The 15,389-nt window shown below is 66.7% G+C and carries 15 protein-coding genes; 7 read left to right on the top strand and 8 right to left on the bottom strand.

Annotation, left to right across the window (positions count from 1 at the left end; genetic code table 11):
* The first annotated feature begins 12 nt into the window (after positions 1-12).
* Positions 13-276: a hypothetical protein gene (locus ACO07I_RS23030; RefSeq protein ID WP_422011505.1), complete on the top strand. Its 264-nt coding sequence runs from the start codon at positions 13-15 to the stop codon at positions 274-276.
* On the opposite strand, the gene ACO07I_RS23025 is transcribed toward ACO07I_RS23030, so the two are convergent.
* Positions 243-1,436, bottom strand: a complete 1,194-nt coding sequence (locus ACO07I_RS23025; protein WP_422011503.1) for an AI-2E family transporter — start codon at positions 1,434-1,436, stop codon at positions 243-245. The two genes, ACO07I_RS23030 and ACO07I_RS23025, sit on opposite strands and share 34 nt — an antisense overlap.
* Positions 1,437-1,550: 114 nt before the next feature.
* On the opposite strand from ACO07I_RS23025, the gene ACO07I_RS23020 reads away from it, so the two are divergent.
* From ACO07I_RS23020 to ACO07I_RS23005, 4 genes are read left to right on the top strand one after another with little or no spacing between them, the layout of a single operon-like run.
* A complete protein-coding gene (locus ACO07I_RS23020) occupies positions 1,551-2,603 on the top strand; it encodes a phosphotransferase (protein ID WP_422011501.1) in 1,053 nt (350 codons plus the stop codon).
* 26 nt (positions 2,604-2,629) lie between these two features.
* Positions 2,630-3,625, top strand: coding sequence for a Bug family tripartite tricarboxylate transporter substrate binding protein (locus ACO07I_RS23015; protein ID WP_422011499.1), 996 nt, complete (start codon positions 2,630-2,632; stop codon positions 3,623-3,625).
* Between the two features lie 18 nt (positions 3,626-3,643).
* Positions 3,644-4,384, top strand: coding sequence for an alpha/beta fold hydrolase (locus ACO07I_RS23010; RefSeq protein WP_422011497.1), 741 nt, complete (start codon positions 3,644-3,646; stop codon positions 4,382-4,384).
* Positions 4,381-4,743, top strand: coding sequence for a DUF4189 domain-containing protein (locus ACO07I_RS23005; RefSeq protein ID WP_422011495.1), 363 nt, complete (start codon positions 4,381-4,383; stop codon positions 4,741-4,743). The genes ACO07I_RS23010 and ACO07I_RS23005 overlap by 4 nt, the downstream gene beginning before the upstream one ends.
* Positions 4,744-4,771: 28 nt before the next feature.
* Here the strand turns inward: ACO07I_RS23005 and ACO07I_RS23000 are convergent, their stop codons facing one another.
* On the bottom strand, positions 4,772-5,158 hold the full coding sequence (locus ACO07I_RS23000) for a hypothetical protein (RefSeq protein WP_422011493.1): 387 nt from the start codon (positions 5,156-5,158) through the stop codon (positions 4,772-4,774).
* A 95-nt stretch (positions 5,159-5,253) separates the two neighbouring features.
* On the opposite strand from ACO07I_RS23000, the gene ACO07I_RS22995 reads away from it, so the two are divergent.
* Positions 5,254-6,060 carry a hypothetical protein gene (locus ACO07I_RS22995; protein ID WP_422011491.1) on the top strand — a complete coding sequence of 269 codons (807 nt, stop codon included), beginning with the start codon at positions 5,254-5,256 and terminating at the stop codon, positions 6,058-6,060.
* Between the two features lie 9 nt (positions 6,061-6,069).
* On the opposite strand, the gene ybaK is transcribed toward ACO07I_RS22995, so the two are convergent.
* The 4 genes from ybaK to ACO07I_RS22975 form a co-directional block, all read right to left on the bottom strand.
* The gene (gene ybaK / locus ACO07I_RS22990) at positions 6,070-6,543 is read right to left on the bottom strand and encodes a Cys-tRNA(Pro) deacylase (protein ID WP_422011489.1); all 474 of its coding nucleotides are present in this window, start codon (positions 6,541-6,543) and stop codon (positions 6,070-6,072) included.
* A 42-nt stretch (positions 6,544-6,585) separates the two neighbouring features.
* Positions 6,586-7,812 carry a hydantoinase/carbamoylase family amidase gene (locus ACO07I_RS22985; protein WP_422011487.1) on the bottom strand — a complete coding sequence of 409 codons (1,227 nt, stop codon included), beginning with the start codon at positions 7,810-7,812 and terminating at the stop codon, positions 6,586-6,588.
* Between the two features lie 144 nt (positions 7,813-7,956).
* Positions 7,957-9,216 carry an amidase gene (locus ACO07I_RS22980; protein WP_422011486.1) on the bottom strand — a complete coding sequence of 420 codons (1,260 nt, stop codon included), beginning with the start codon at positions 9,214-9,216 and terminating at the stop codon, positions 7,957-7,959.
* A complete protein-coding gene (locus ACO07I_RS22975; RefSeq protein WP_422011484.1) occupies positions 9,213-10,520 on the bottom strand; it encodes an amidase in 1,308 nt (435 codons plus the stop codon). Before ACO07I_RS22975 ends, ACO07I_RS22980 begins: the two co-directional genes overlap by 4 nt.
* A 67-nt stretch (positions 10,521-10,587) precedes the next feature.
* Here ACO07I_RS22975 and ACO07I_RS22970 point away from each other — a divergent pair, with 67 nt between their 5' ends.
* Positions 10,588-12,192 (top strand): ABC transporter substrate-binding protein, encoded by a 1,605-nt coding sequence (locus tag ACO07I_RS22970; RefSeq protein ID WP_422011482.1) that lies wholly within the window; start codon positions 10,588-10,590, stop codon positions 12,190-12,192.
* Here the strand turns inward: ACO07I_RS22970 and ACO07I_RS22965 are convergent.
* Positions 12,189-13,079: a DMT family transporter gene (locus ACO07I_RS22965; RefSeq protein WP_422011480.1), complete on the bottom strand. Its 891-nt coding sequence runs from the start codon at positions 13,077-13,079 to the stop codon at positions 12,189-12,191. The genes ACO07I_RS22970 and ACO07I_RS22965 overlap by 4 nt on opposite strands.
* Positions 13,076-15,385 (bottom strand): xanthine dehydrogenase family protein molybdopterin-binding subunit, encoded by a 2,310-nt coding sequence (locus ACO07I_RS22960; protein ID WP_422011478.1) that lies wholly within the window; start codon positions 15,383-15,385, stop codon positions 13,076-13,078. The genes ACO07I_RS22965 and ACO07I_RS22960 overlap by 4 nt, the downstream gene beginning before the upstream one ends.
* Positions 15,386-15,389 lie beyond the last annotated feature (4 nt).

Below are 15,389 nucleotides of genomic sequence, written 5' to 3'. Positions count from 1 at the left end.
ACGACTCCCTCGATGATCGGCCCTCTCCTCCGGGTCGCGGCCAGTTCGGTCGCGGCCCGTTCACTGCGCACGGCAGCCCAGGATGCGATGACCAGCGCCCTTCTCAGCCTGGGCGCTGCGCTCGCCATGGGCGTGGGCTCGATCTTTCTGTCTTTCTCCGCTTACGCATTCCTGGAGAGCCGCCTCGATCCAGCGGGCGCCTCGGCAATTGTCGGGCTCTTCTGGCTCCTGGCCGGCGGCGGCTATTTCGCCGCCACACGGCGCCGTCGCACCTGAACCGGTGTAACCGAGGCCAGCGGCGGCTTCACCGCCAATCGCTCGCTGACCGGCCGATCCTCCGACAGAAGAACCTCCAGCCAACGCAAGGACGGCAGATGCGCCGCGACCGTGCTGATCAGGATCAGCAGCGGAACCGCCACGATCGCGCCCACGGCCCCCCACATCCACCCGAGAAATGCGACGCCGGCAAAGACGGCGACCGTGTTGAGCGCACAGCGGCGACTGACGAAGGCCGGCGTGATCAGCTGTGACTCGATGAAATGGATGGCCGCGAGGATCGCCGGCGCCGCCAGCATGTGCATCAGGTCGTCGTAGGTCAGGAGCGCCACGAACGCCACGAGGCCAATGGCAACCGGCGGACCGATGAAGGGCACGAACGAGGAGAGGCCCACGAGGACGCCCCACAGGATGGGGTTGGGAAAGCCCAACAGCGCGAGCACGATGGTCGAGACCACCGCGACCAGGGAATAGATGACCACCAGCGCGAACAGGTAGGTGCCAACCCGGTCGTTGATGTCGCGCATGACGCGCGCGATCCGCACCCGTGTCGTGAAGTTGATCGGGACCCGCAGGATCTGCCTCTTGTGATCGTTGCGATGCGCGAGGATCATGAAAGACAACACGCCCGCGTAACCGATCTGCAGGAGCACCGCCGGCGTCGTGCTCATCACCTCCGAGAGCAACGACTTGTCTCGAACGACGACCGTCTCCGGCGGCTTACGTTCGGTATTCGCTTGTGCAGGCTGTGCCTGCGTCGCTTGCTCGACCCGGTCCGTGAACTGCTTCACGAAGGCCAGCGATTTGCGCAAACCCTCGAGCTTCCGTTCCAGCGTATAGGTGAGATAAGGGGCCTGTTCCGCCCATGAGGACAGAGCGGGCGCCGAAATAACGAGCAGGCCCGCCACGACCAGGGCGAGCAACGATACCGACGCACCGGCTGCGGCCGTGGGTGGCAGCCGCAGGCGTTCGAAGTTCTTCGCGACCGGCGTCAGGATCAGGGCCATGACGATCGCTGCGGCCGTGGGGATGAGGAAGTCTCGCGCCAGGTAGGCCACGACGCCGACGGCGCAGACCGCCAGAACGATCAGCGGACGCCGTATCGCCGACCCGCCGCGCAAATGGACAGTCGGAACCCTTAGGGCTGAATTCTGGGACACGGAACCTCGCTGATGCGCTGTAACGCCCACTTGCAGCGCGAGTTCCCGCATGTTCCTCCCTGCGGGATGCCGTGTTTGCGCAACGACGCATTCGGCCATTAGGCTCGACGCCGCATGCCGACATACGCTGACACCGTCCCCGTGATGGAGCGCCACCGTTTCGATGTGGCTTCCCTCGATCGCTACTTCCGCGAGAAGCTCGAGGGGTATCGCGGCGGGCTCGAAGTCCGGCAGTTCGACTCCGGCCACTCCAACCCGACCTTCTTCGTCGCCGCCGACATGGCGGACGGTCGCCGCGACTTCGTCCTGCGCAAGAAGCCGCCCGGTCAGCTGGTCGCCTCGGCGCATCAGGTCGACCGCGAGTTCCGCGTGATCTCCGCCCTCGCCGCGACCGACGTGCCCGTGGCGCCGGCCCGGCTGCTGTGCGACGACGACGGCGTCATCGGCCAGATGTTCTACGTCATGGAGGCCGTGCCCGGCCGCATCCTGGTGAACCCGGCGATGCCCGACCAGACACCGGCCGAGCGGACCGCCATCTTTGAATCGATGAACGAGGTGCTGGCCCGTCTGCACAAGGTCGATCCCGCGAAGGTCGGGCTCGGCGACTATGGCCGCAGCGGCCAGTACATCGCCCGCCAGATTTCGCGCTGGAGCCGGCAATATGCCGAGCTCAAGACCGAAGACATTCCGGCCATGGACAAGCTCTCTGCGTGGCTGCCGGCGAACATTCCCGACGATGGCGATCCAACCACCATCGTCCACGGCGACTACCGGCTGGGCAACCTGATCGTCCATCCGACCGAGCCGCGGGTGGTGGCGGTTCTCGACTGGGAGCTGTCGACGCTGGGGCACCCTTTGTGCGACGTCGCCTACAACTGCCTCGGCTATCATCTCGAGGAGCCGCCGCACGGCTTCGCCACGGTCGACTTCGCGACACTGGGGCTTCCCACCGAACAGGAATATGTCGCCGCCTATTGCCGGCGCACCGGGCGCGCGTCGATCCCTGACTGGAACTACTACCTCGCCTTCTCCCTGTTCCGGCTCGCCGCCATAGCCCAGGGCGTCTACCGCCGCGGACTGCAAGGCAACTCGTCCAATCCCGAATCGATCAAGATGAGCAAGTCCGCACGAGAACGGGCCGAGCTCGCATGGAGTCTCGTTTCGTAACAAGAACAAATCCGGAGGAAACAAGAATGACGATCAGGAAGATCGGCCGACGCACTTCGATTCTCATGACCGGCGCGGCGCTGGCGACGCCGCTCGCCGCCAGCGTGCGCGCGCAGCAGACCGGCCTGCCCGACAAGCCACTGAAGATCCTCGTCGGCTTCCCGGCTGGCGGCGGCACCGACGTGATGGCGCGGCTGATCGCCGAGCCGCTGAAGCAGCGCACCGGCCGCAACGTCATCATCGACAACAAGGCCGGCGCCTCCGGCACCATCGCCGTGGGCGACCTGAAGAACGCGCCGACCGACGGCACCACCGTTGCCTACGTCCCCTCGGCGACCATCGTGCAGAAGCTCACCATGCCCGGCGTGCCGTTCGACCCGATGACCGACATCGCGCCGATCACGCTGGCGGGGACGGTCCAGACCGCCTTCTGCGTGTCGCCGACCATCGGCGTCAACAATCTCAAGGAATACATCGAGTGGCTGAAGAAGAACCCGACCCGGGCCTCCTTCGGCACCACGGCGCTGGGTTCCTTCACGCATTTCTTCGGTGTCATGGCCGGCAAGGCCGTCGGTATCCCGCTGGAGCCGGTGCCCTATCGCGGCGCCGCGCCGCTGGTCGCCGACCTGCAGGGCGGTCATATCGCGGCCGGCTGCGGCGGCATCACCGACTTCCTGGAGCATCATCGCGCCGGCAAGGTGAAGGTCATCTTCACGTCCGGCGTGAAGCCCACAACATCGGCGCCCGAAATACCCACGATCAGCCAGCTCGGTTATCCGCAGCTTTCGATCCTCGGCTGGTACGTCTTTTTTGCGCCGCCGAAGACCCCGGCCCCGCTGATCGATGCCTGGGGCAAGGAGCTGAAGGCGGTTCTGGCGATCCCCGAAATCCAGAAGAAGCTGGTCGAGCTGGGGCTCGACGTCGAGACCTCGACGCCGGCCCAGTTCACGGAGCGCATGTCGGCCGACCTCGCACGCTGGAAGACGATCATCGATTCGATCGGCTATAAGCCGCAGGGTTGATCCATCGGAGACGAGTGCATGCCGATCCTCAAGCGGCCCGATGCCGAGATCCATTACGAGGTCCACGGCAGCGGCTTTCCGCTGTTGCTCTACGCGCCCGGCGGCCTGCGCTCGTCGATCGAGTTCTGGGGGCCCGGCGCCGACGGCGCGCCGCGCGCCTGGATGGATCCGCGGATTGCCCTCGCCGACAGGTTCACCGTCATCTCGATGGACCAGCGCAATGCCGGAAAATCGGTGGCCGATGTGAAGCCCGACCATGGCTGGCATACCTTTGCCGCCGATCATCTGGCGCTGATCGACCATCTCGGCTTCGGACGCTTCGCCGTGATGGGTGGCTGCATCGGCGGCAGCTACTGCTTCGAGGCGATCGAACAGGCGCCGGACCGTGTTGCCGCCGCGGTCCTGCAGAACCCGATCGGCCTGTGGGAGAACCGCGACACCTGGGACGAGGCCGTGAAGGGCTACGGCACGACGGTGCGCGCGCGCGATCCGTCTGTAACGGAGGAGACGATCCGGGGCTTCGGCCAGAACATGTTCGGTTCCGATTTCGTTTTCTCCGTCACGCGTGACTTCGTCAGGAACTGCCGGACGCCGCTGCTGCTTCAGCCAGGCACCGACAAGCCACATCCCGCCCCAACCAGCGACGAGATCGCGGCGCTGGCGCCCAACATCGCCGTCCAGAAGGCCTGGCGGGGACCGCAGTTCCTGCAGGAGTCGATTGACCGCGTCCGCACGTTTCTGGAAAAGAACACACGATGATCAAGAAGTTCACGATCCTTTTCGCGACCCTGCTTGCGACGACCGCGACAGCAGAGGCCCAGGAAGTCTGGGGCGCCGTGGCCACCGACAACGAGCGTCTGTTCGGCGTTGCGGTCGGCATGGCAACGCGCGAGGCCGCCGAGACTTCGGCGTTGGCCGAATGCGGGCCGCTGGAGTGCAGGATCCGGATGGCGGCGCCGCAGCGCTGTGTGGCCTACGCCCATAGCGACAACGGGCAGGCCTCCGGTTACGGCGCAGCTCCCTCGAAACAGGAAGCAGAACAGTCCGCCTGGAACGAGTGCAACGCGCGCGTCCCCAGCAACTCCTGCACCATCCGCAGCGCACGCTGCTTCGAATAGACGGCCGGGCCGTCCGGTTCTGGGGAGATCAGCGCAGCCCAACCGGTCCCGACTGTTCGTCGAGCCATTTCCGCGCCTCGTGGAGATTCTGGAAAACCTTCACGACGCGCTTGCCGTCGGTCAGTTTCGCGAAGACCTCGGCGTTCTCGGCCGCCTGGCCGGGGCTGACGACGAAGGCCAAGGGGCCGCGCGGTCTGTCATCGCTTTGCGCCAGGACGAGATTGGCCATCGCCTGGGCTCCCGCCTTGTCCATCGGGGTGGTAGGCGACGCAATGTCGATCAGCTTGCGATAGTGAAGCACATCGCTGGCCAGGAACTGGATCACTGCGTCACGAACGTCGTCTGCGGTGAACGTGCCGCGGACGACGGCGGTCACCAGCCGGTTGGGATGGAACACATCGACATGGATCGGCATGGATTAGGGTCTCGGCTGCCCACATTCCACCGCATCCGTGCGGCAGGATTGCGCGCTTAACATGCCCGGTCGGTCGTGAAAACAGGAGTTAAGTGGTGGAGAAGATCGCCGTCATCGTCGTCGTGGCCCTGGTGGCCGGTGCGGCCCTCTACCTGTTCGCCCGGAATGTCTCGTCGCGGCAACGGTTGGTGCGTTCGGCAGCGGCCACGCTAGCCGGCGCCCTTGCCGCCGCCGGCGCGGTCTACGGGCTCGAGGCCCTGACCGGCGACGATACCCAGATGGTGGACAATGCGATGACCGAAGCGCGCACATTGCCGCTCGTCGGGCTGGTGCTGGCCGACGTGCCCGATTCCGAGGCACGCCTGCGCGCCTCGCTGAAGGAAGAGATGCGCAGCCCGACGACTCAGGGAGCGCCACGGCCTCTGGTGCTGATGAGCGAACTGCGCGCCAAGTATATCGTGCCGGCGCTGCGCGCAGCCGACGCCGCGGACGCGGAAGGCGTGCTGGCCGCCCGCATCGCCCTGATGCGGCACCTGCGGGGCACCAATGTCGCGGCCTGCCGCGAACTGGCACTGATCGGGATCCAGCATGGCGACCGGCTCGACCCGCAGGGCCAGCAATTGATGCGCAACATGCTGACGGCGATGGAGAAAGCCTATCGTACCGGTCGCGCCGCGATGAATTCGGGCGCCGCACTGCCGCCGGTCCCCAACGACACCGAGGCGCAGGCACTCCTCGTCGAGGCGGGACTGACGCCGGCGGATTTCGAGAAGCTGCAGAACCTGGCGAAACTCTCGGGCGAGGAGGCCTGCGAATTGGGCATTCGCCTGAACGCCACGCCGTCCAAACTGCCGCCGGACAGGGCCGGCGGACTGGCGCGCTATCTGGCGGCGGCGCAGTAGCAGACCGCCCTACGCTACCAGCGGCGCCACGACCGCCTTCAATAATGCCGCGGCGTCCTGCGGCGACAGGCGGACCTGAAGGCCGCGCTGGCCACCGTTGAGATAGACCAGTTCGTGCGCGACGGCCTCGGCCTCGATGGCGGTGCGCACGGACCGCATCTGGCCGAACGGGCTGATGCCTCCGACCTTGTAGCCGGTCATCCGCTCGGCATCGGCGGGCTTCATCATCTCGGCCGACTTGCCCTTGAAGGCGGCGGCCAGCTTCTTCATCGAGACCTCCCGATCGGAGGGCACGATCACGCAGGCAGGCTTGCCGTCGACCGCAGTCATCAGCGTTTTGAGCACCCGCTTGGGCTCCTCGCCCAGCGCCTCGGCGGCCTGCAGCCCGACCTTGTCGGCATCGGGATCGTAGTCGTAGGTGTGGACCGTGAAGGCGACCTTCGCCTGCTCCAGCGCCCTGGTGGCGCGCGTGACCTTCGACATCCCGGCTCCTCGCTCCGAGGAACAGGATAGCGCCGCCGTCGCTCAGTTTCCCTTCAGAATTTTCGCCGTGGCGTCGGCGAAGACCTGGCATCCCAGAACGATGTCGGCGTCATGGGTGTTCTCGGTGAAATGATGCGAGATGCCGCCGATCGAGGGCACGAACATCATCGCCGCGGGCATCTTGAGCCCGATAACCTGCGCATCGTGTCCCGCGCCTGACGGCATGCGCACGTGCTTGTCCGGTGCATGGATCGAAGCCGACTCCTCGATCGCCTCCAGGAAGCGCTCGTCCATCAGCAGCGGCTGGGTGCGCGAGAGGTTGACGCACTCGACGGTGCAGGGGCTGTTCCTCTGGTGATCGGCCACGATCTCCATCAGCTTCGCCTCGAAGGCCTGAAGGACCTTCTGGTCGGCGTCACGGAACTGCAGGATCATCTCGGCCCGGCCGGGCACGATCGCCGGCGCACCCGGCTCCAGCACCATCTTGCCGACGGTCCAGACGCTGCGCGGCCCGGCCACAGCAGGGAACTTGTCCATCACGTCGTTGTAGAGCCGCATCATGGCCACGCCGGCATCCTTGCGGATCGGCATGGGAGTCGTGCCGGCATGGTTCTGGATGCCGCTGAAGGTCAGGCGGAACTGCATGATGCCGACGATCGCCGTCACGATGCCGATGTGCTTCTCGCCCGCTTCCAGCAGGCCGCCCTGCTCGATATGGGCTTCGAGATAACCGCGATAGCGGCCCTCCTCGAGATGCTCGCGCGGCACGCCCTCGAGACCGGCCGCCTTCAGCGCCTCGCGCATCGGCGTGCCCTCGTCGCGGTGCTTGGCCTTGTCGATGTCGGCCTCGGAGAAGATGCCGATAAAGGACCGGCTGCCGGTCATCTGGCCCCAATGCCCCTCCTCGTCCGCCCAGGAGGCGACGTCGACGGCGAGATGGGCCGTCTCGGGATCCTCCGCCAGCGCCCGCGCCACTTCGAGCCCGTAGATCACGCCCATCACGCCGTCGAGCCAGCCGCCGCGCGGCTGGGTGTCCGAATGCGAGCCGATCAGGATGCGCGGACCGGTCTTGGGGCTCTTGCCGATCACCGTGCCGATGCCGTCGATCACCGGCTCCAGGCCCGCTTCCTTCATGCGCGCCGCGAGCCAATGCCGGCTCTCGACGTCCTGAGGTGAGAGATGCGGCCGGTGCACGCCGGTCTGGTAACGGCCGAAATCGGCAATGCGCCGGAGGTCGCCGAGCAGTCGTTCACCGTTGATCGTGGGCATATCAGTTCTCCTCCACCTCATCCCGAGGAGCGGCGCCCTGGGCCGCGTCTCGAAGGATGGGAACCCGCACCAAGTCTGTCGCCCATCCTTCGAGACGCATCGCGACGCGATGCTCCTCAGGATGAGGGTTTACTGTCCTGACCATCAGTTCAAATGCGCCGCCACCCAGGCGGCCAGGGAAAGCAGCCGGTCGTCGGCATGACGCAGGCCGACAAGCTGGACACCGAGCGGCAGGCCCCGCGGGCCGGTGCCAGCGGGCAGGGTCACGCACGGCGTGCCCGCGAGCGTCCAGATCGAGTTGAAGACCGGATCGCCGGTGGACGCCAACCCCTTGGGTGCCTCGCCCGGCGCACTGGGCGTCAAGAGCAGGTCGACCTTCTCGAACAGCGAATCGACATGGGCCTTGAAAGCCGTGGCCTTGCGCTGGGCGGCGACATAGCGATCGAAGGAGACGGCAAGCCCGCGCTTCATCGGGCCGTTCATCAGCTCGTCGCTCACCTTGTCAGGATTGCGCAGCCGCTCGTCGGCGTAATTGCGCACACTCTCGAAGCCGGTGATGGCGGCATGGTCGTCAATGATGTCGGCGAAGGCAGCTGCAAAAGCCACGTCGATCACCGACGCCCCCTTGTCGGAGAGCCGGGTTGCGGTCTCCTCGATCAGGGCCTTGGTCTCGGGTTCGGCCTTGTCCCAGACCGGAGAACGGCAGATGCCGATGCGCGGGCGGCCGATCTCCCGGTCGATGCGGACCGGCGGCAGCTTCAGCACGGCGGCGCGGAACAGCGCGATGTCGTCGAGCGTGCGCGCCATCAGGCCCAGCGTATCGACCGAATGGCACTGCATCTTGATGCCGACGCGGCTGAAGTCGCCGAAGGTCGGCTTGTACCCCACCACGCCGCAGTACGCGGCCGGCCGGATGACCGAACCGCCGGTCTGTGTCCCGAAGGCCAGCGGCACATGGCCATCGGCCACCGCTGCGGCGGACCCCGATGAGGAACCGCCGGGGCTATACTCAGAATCGTGCGGGTTCGTGGTGGCGCCGGCGTGCCGATTGGCGAACTCCGTGGTCACCGTCTTGCCCATGATGACGGCATTGGCCGTCCGGCAGAGCGCCACGCAGGCCGCGTCACCGAACGGCACCTTGCCCTCGAAGATCGGCGAGTTGTGACCGGTCGGCATGTCGTAGGTGTCGATGATGTCCTTGACGCCGACCGGGATGCCGCGCAGCAGCCCGCCGCTGGTCGCATCGGCGGCCTTCGCCTGGGACAGCGCCTGGTCGGGATCGAGATGGGCCCAGGCCTTCACACGCTGGGCGATGCGGTTGAGATAGCCGCGCACCAGCTTCTCGGAGGTCAGGGTGCCGGCCTCGATGGCGGCCACGGCTTCGACAGCGGTGATATCCTTCATGACAGGACGCTCCGCGCCCAGGCGGCGATATCGAGCAAGCCCTGGTCCTCATGCTGGCGGCCGACCAGTTGCACGCCGACCGGCAGGCCTGTCGGCCCCTTGGTCAACGGCAAGGTCACGCAGGGCATCCAGAGATAGGTCCAGAGCAGGTTGAAGGTTGCCTCCCCGGTATGTCCGAGACCGAGCGGGGCCTCGCCCTTGGCCGGGGCCGTCAGGATGACGTCGATCTCATCGAACAGCGCGTCGACGGCGGCGCGCCCGGTTTCGCCTAGCTTGCGGGCAGCGACCCAGGTCGCATAGTCGATCTTCGAGCCGGCCTCGAGCTTGTCCTTCTTCAGGCTCTCGCTCAGCAGACCGGGAAAGCGCCGCGCCTCGTCGGCATGGGCGCGCGGCCCGTCGAAGGCCGACAGGGTCTTCTGCCCCTGGGTCATGTCGCGCACCGGCGGCGGCAGTTCGATTTCCGTCACCTCGGCACCCGCCTTGGCAAAGGCCGCCGCCGCGTCGTGCACGGCCTGGGTGCCTTCGGGCGAAAGCTCGTCGCGATGATGGGTGAAGGCGACCGCGATCCTCGGCAGCCGGCCGAGCCTGGCGACCGGCACGAAGGGAATCGCCATCAGGGCCGCGCGAAACAGGGCGATGTCCTCGACGCTGCGCGCATAAGCGCCGATCGTATCGAGCCATTCGGTATTGGCCTTCATGCCGGCCGGCGCGAAGTGGCCGTAGCTCGGCTTGTAGCCCACGATGCCGCAGAACGCAGCGGGACGGATCACGGAGCCGCCGGTCTGCGTGCCGGTGCCGAGCACGCTCTGGAAGTCTGCGACGGCCGCGGCCGATCCCGAGGAAGAGCCGCCCGGCGTATGCGCAGGATTGTGCGGGTTCTTCGTCGGGCCGGGATGGCGATTGGCGAACTCTGTTGTCACCGTCTTGCCGAGCAGGATGGCGCCGGCATCGCGCGCCAGCGCCACGGTCGCGGCATCGGCCAGCGGCTGGTGCGTACGATAGATCGGCGAGCCGTAGGTGGTGGGCTGATCGAAGGAATCGATGATGTCCTTTACGCCCATAGGGATGCCGTGCAGCAGCCCCTTGCGTGGTCCGCGATCGAGCACTCTGGCAGTTTGCAGGGCAGCCTCGCGCGCGAGATGCGACCAGGCGAGCACGTCGGCGTCGCGCTCGTCGATGCGGTCGAGGTGATCGCGCACGATCGCCTCGGCGGTGGCCGCTCCGGCGTCCAGTCGTTGCGCGAGTTCGGTGGCGGTGAGCGTGTTCAGCGCGGCCATGATCGTCAGCAAAACAGCAAGAAGCATGCCGCGTCCAGCGCGGCGCACGGTGGCTCGCTTCGTGCTTCGCCCAACGGAACCACGGAGGTCTCGCATGCTCACCCGTCGCGCCGCGCTTCTCGCCGGCACCGCCTTTCCCTTCATCGCCGCGAGTTCGGCCAAGGCGCAGCAACCTTCAACTCTGCGCATCGCCATGACCCTCGCCGACATTCCGGCGACCGACGGCGCACCCGACCAGGGTACCGAAGGCATCCGTTTCATGGGCTACACGATGTACGACCCGCTGGTCGCCTGGGACCTGTCCTCGGCGACGGCGCCGGCGAAACTGGTGCCCGGGCTGGCGACCAAGTGGTACCAGGACCCGGCCGATCCCACGAAATGGATCTTCGAACTGCGCCAGGGCGTGAAGTTCCACGACGGATCGGACTTCAATGCCGACGCGGTGATCTTCAGCATCGACCGCGCGCTCAACGACAAGTCGCCGGTCTTCGACCGTGTCGGACGCAGCGTGCTGCTGGCGGCTCTCTGGCCGCTGGTCGGCTACCGCAAGATCGACGACTACAAGGTCGAGCTTCAGACCAAGGGTGTCGACACGATCATGCCGTCGTTGCTCAACCGCTTTCCGATTTCCAGTCCGGCGAATTTCGAGAAGGTCGGCCGGGACTGGCAGGCCTATCGCAAGTCGCCCTCGGGCACCGGCCCCTGGAAGATGAAGTCGTGGACGCCGCGCGAGCGCGCCGAGCTCGAGCGCAACAACGACTATTGGAACAAGGAGCGACTCCCGAAGAGCGAGCGCATGGTGCTGCTGCCGATCCCAGACGTCTCCACCCGCACCGCCGCACTCCTCTCGGGCCGGGTCGACTGGATCGAGGCACCCGCGCCCGATTCGCTCGACAAGCTGCGTGCCGGCGGCTGCAAGATCGAGACGAACGCCATCCCGCATATGTGGCCCTATACACTGAGCATGCTGCCGGGCGCGCCGACCGCCGACATCCGCGTGCGCAAGGCGCTGAACCTCGCGGTCGATCGCGACGCGATGGTGAAGCTGTTGAACGGCCTCGCCGCTCCCGCCGTCGGCTGCGTGCCGGCCGACCATCCCTGGTTCGGCAATCCGACTTTCAAGATCCGCTACGATCCGACGGAAGCCAAGAAGCTGCTGGCCGAGGCGGGCTACGGTCCGCAGAAGAAGCTCAAGATGAAGGTCGCGATTTCGACCTCCGGCTCGGGCCAGATGTATCCGCTGATCATGAACGAATTCATCCAGCAGCAGTTCGCCGAAGTGGGTGTCGAACTCGAGTTCCAGGTGATGGACTGGAACGCGCTCCTGAACTTCATGCGCCAGGGCGCCAAGGCGCCGGAGGCCGCTTCGTTCAGCGCCATCAACGTGAGCTGGAACACGATGGACCCGCACAACGCCTTCATGCGCTTCGTCGACAGCCAGCAGGTCCCACCCAAGGGCTCGAACTGGGGCTACATCAACGATCCGGAGTTCGACAAGCTCGCCGCCGAGGCACGGAGCACGTCCGACCCGGCGGAACTCGACAAGGTGCTGGCGAAGATCAACACCCGCATGGTCGACGAAGCCGTGTTCGTCTGGTTCGTGCACGACGTCTGGCCGAACGCGATCTCGTCCAAGGTGAAGGGCTACGTCCATCCCAAGAGCTGGTACGTCGACTTCTCGCCCGTAACCGTTGGCTAAGCCGGCTTTCGCTGCGACCAGCCGATATAGAGGCCGGCGCCGACGATGATGGCGGCGCCGACCCAGCCCAGGAAATCGGGAAAGTCACCGAAGAAGAGATAGCCGACGACCACCGAGCCAATGAGCTGCATGTATTGGAACGGCGCCACGATGTTGGCCGGCGCATAGGCCAGCGCCCTGGCGACGAAATAGTGGCCCATGGCACCGAGCACGCCGAGGCTGCAGAAGAAGATGATGTCGCGAGCGCCGTGCGGCGTCTTCCACACGAACGGCAGGACCAGCAGCATGCCGAAGCTGCCGACGATCGAGCTGTAGATGGCCGAGGTCTCGGGCGTGTCGATGGCGGAGATGAGGCGAGTCAGCACCTGGTAGACCGCGTAGCAACACGCGCTCAGCAGCGAGAGCAATGCCGCCCACTGGAAAACCGCGCTGCCCGGCTGGATCAGGATCAGCATGCCCACGAAGCCCACCAGGAGCGCCCCGATATGGCTGCGCGCGGCCCGCTCGCCCAGCACGAGCCAGGCCAGCGGCAGCACCAGCAGCGGCGCCATCATGGTGATCGCCGCCGCCTTGCCGAGCGGGATGTAGACGATGGCGAGGAAGCTCGCGACATTCGAGGTGAACAACATCAGCGAGCGCGCGAGCTGCGTGCCGATCCGGCGGGTGCGCAGCATGCCAAGCCCGAAACGGGGCACGAAGAAGATCAGCATGAACACGATGTGGCCAAAGGCCCGCGCCCACGAGATCTGCAGCGTGTTGTAGTCGGCGCCGAGAAACTTCGCGAAGCCGCTCATGATCGGAAACAAGACGCCGGCACCGCACATGAAGAGGATGCCTGCCAGGATACGCTGACCGGCGCGCGCTGGCTGGGGAGCCGGTTGCTTCAATGCCCCGGCTTCGCGGCCTGCAGCGCCTCCCAGACGCGCGACGGCGTGGCGGGCATTTCGAGACGTTCCACGCCGGCCGGACGGAGCGCGTCCAGGACCGCCGCCATCACCGTCTGCGGCGCGCCGATGCACCCCGCCTGACCGGAGCCCTTGACGCCGAGGGGATTGGCATCGGTCGGCCGCTCCACCAGTTCGATGTCGAAGAAGGGCAGGTCGGTCGCGCGCGGCAGTGCATAATCCATCAGCGAGCCGCTGAGCAGCTGACCGGATTGCGGATCGTAGACCGTGTGCTCCAGAAGGGCCTGGCCAATGCCCTGCGCGAGGCCGCCCTGCACCTGCCCCTCGGTCAGCATGGGGTTGATCAGGTGGCCATAATCGTCGACCGCGGTGTAGCGCAGCAGGTCGATGGCGCCGGTTTCGGGATCGATCTCGACCTCGGCGACATGACAGCCGCTCGGGAAGGTGAAGACGTCGGTGATGTTCAAGACATGCTCGCCGAGCCCGGGCGACATGCCCTCGGGCAGGTTCGCCGCCTCCTGCGCGCTGCCGGCCAGCGTCGCGAGATCGATGGCACGATCGCTGTCGCGCACCGTGAAGTGTCCCTGGTCGTACTCGAGCTCATGCTCGCTGGCTTGCAAGAGATGGGCCGCCAGCCGGCGCGCTTTGGACAGAGCAGCTTCCATGGCCTTGACCAGTGCCGCGCCACCCATGTGCATCGAGCGCGCGCCGCCATGGCCCGCCCCGCTCTTGACGGCGCGCGTATCGGCCTGGACATAGCGGAAAGCCTCGATGGGCAGGCCGAGATGCCGCGACGCGATCTGGGCGAACGACGTCTCATGTCCCTGCCCGTTCGATTCGGTGCCGACCGCGATCGTCACGCCGCCATCCGGCTCGAAACGCACCTCGGCGCCTTCGTTCGGCGCGCCGCGCGACGTTTCGAGGAAGCAGGCGACGCCGAGGCCGCGCAAACGGCCTCGCGCCCGGGACTCAGCGCGCCGCGCCTCGAACCCCGGCCAACGCGTCACGGCGGCATCGAGGTTGGCCACGAAGCCGCCGGAGTCGATCGCCATGCCCATCGCAGTCCTGTGCGGAAACGAGGCGATCAGGTTCTGCCGGCGCAGGTCCGCCGGATCGCGGCCGAGCACCCGCGCCGCCGCCTCGATGGCGCGCTCGACGATGTAGTTGGCTTCGGGCTTGCCCGCGCCGCGATAGGCGTCGACCGGCACTGTGTTGGTGAGGGCGCCACGCACGTCGACGGCGATCGCTGGTATGTCGTAGACGCCGCCCTGCGCTGTCGAGGCGGCGACCACCGACGCGCCGGGTCCGTTCCCGGACAGGTAGGCACCGAGATTGGCGACCATGGCCACGTCGAGGGCAAGAATGCGGCCGGTCGCGTCGAGCGCCATCCGCACCGTCGCCTCGATGTCACGGCCTTGGGCGCCCATCACGAAATCTTCCGCGCGATCGGCCAGCCAGCGCACCGGGCGCTTCAGGCGGCGCGCTGCCCACAGAAGCAAAATCCATTCGGGATAGAGGAAATTCTTCATCCCGAAGCCGCCGCCGACATCGGGGGCGTGGAGCTGGATCCGCTCGGGCGGCACCTTGAAGATGAACTCGGCGAGCTGGCGGCGGATGCCATGCAACCCCTGTCCCGTCAGTTCGAGGTCCATCGTGTCGGTCGCCGCATCGTAGCGCGCGATTCCGGTGCGCGGCTCGAGCGGTACGACGATGACACGATTGTTCGTCACGTCGAGCTCGACGATGTGCGCGGCGTCCTTCATCGCCGCGGCGACGGCGGCGTGGTCGCCGCGCCGCACGTGATAGACGAGGTTGCCCGGCGCTTCGTCCCACAAGGAAGGCGCGCCCTCTACCAACGCCGCACGGCCATCGACGACCGACGGCAGCGGCTCGTAGGCGACCTCGATCCGCTCCGCCGCTTCGCGAGCGATCTCGGCGCTATCGGCCACGACGAAGCAGACCGGATCGCCGACATGGCGGACGCGGCCCGCCGCCAGCGCCGGCCGCGGCGGCACGATCAAGGGCGTCACGGCGGCAAGGCAGGGCATGTGACCCAACCCGTCGTCGGCGAGGTCGTCGGCCGTCGCGACGAGATGCACGCCCGCCATCGAGACCGCTGGCGAAACGTCGAGAGAAGCGATCAGGGCGTGGGCATGCGGCGAGCGCAGCACGTAGCCATGCAACGCCGCAGGCTCGGAAATGTCGTCGACATACCGGCCGCGACCGGTGAGGAACCGTGCGTCCTCGAGGCGCCGTATCGATCTCGTGTCCTGGCTTCCATCCGCCACGTGG

The sequence above is a fragment of the Reyranella sp. genome (genome assembly GCF_965227665.1).
Lineage (GTDB): Bacteria > Pseudomonadota > Alphaproteobacteria > Reyranellales > Reyranellaceae > Reyranella.
Note: the sequence above shows the minus strand (reverse complement) of the source record. Positions and strands in the feature narration are given on the sequence as shown.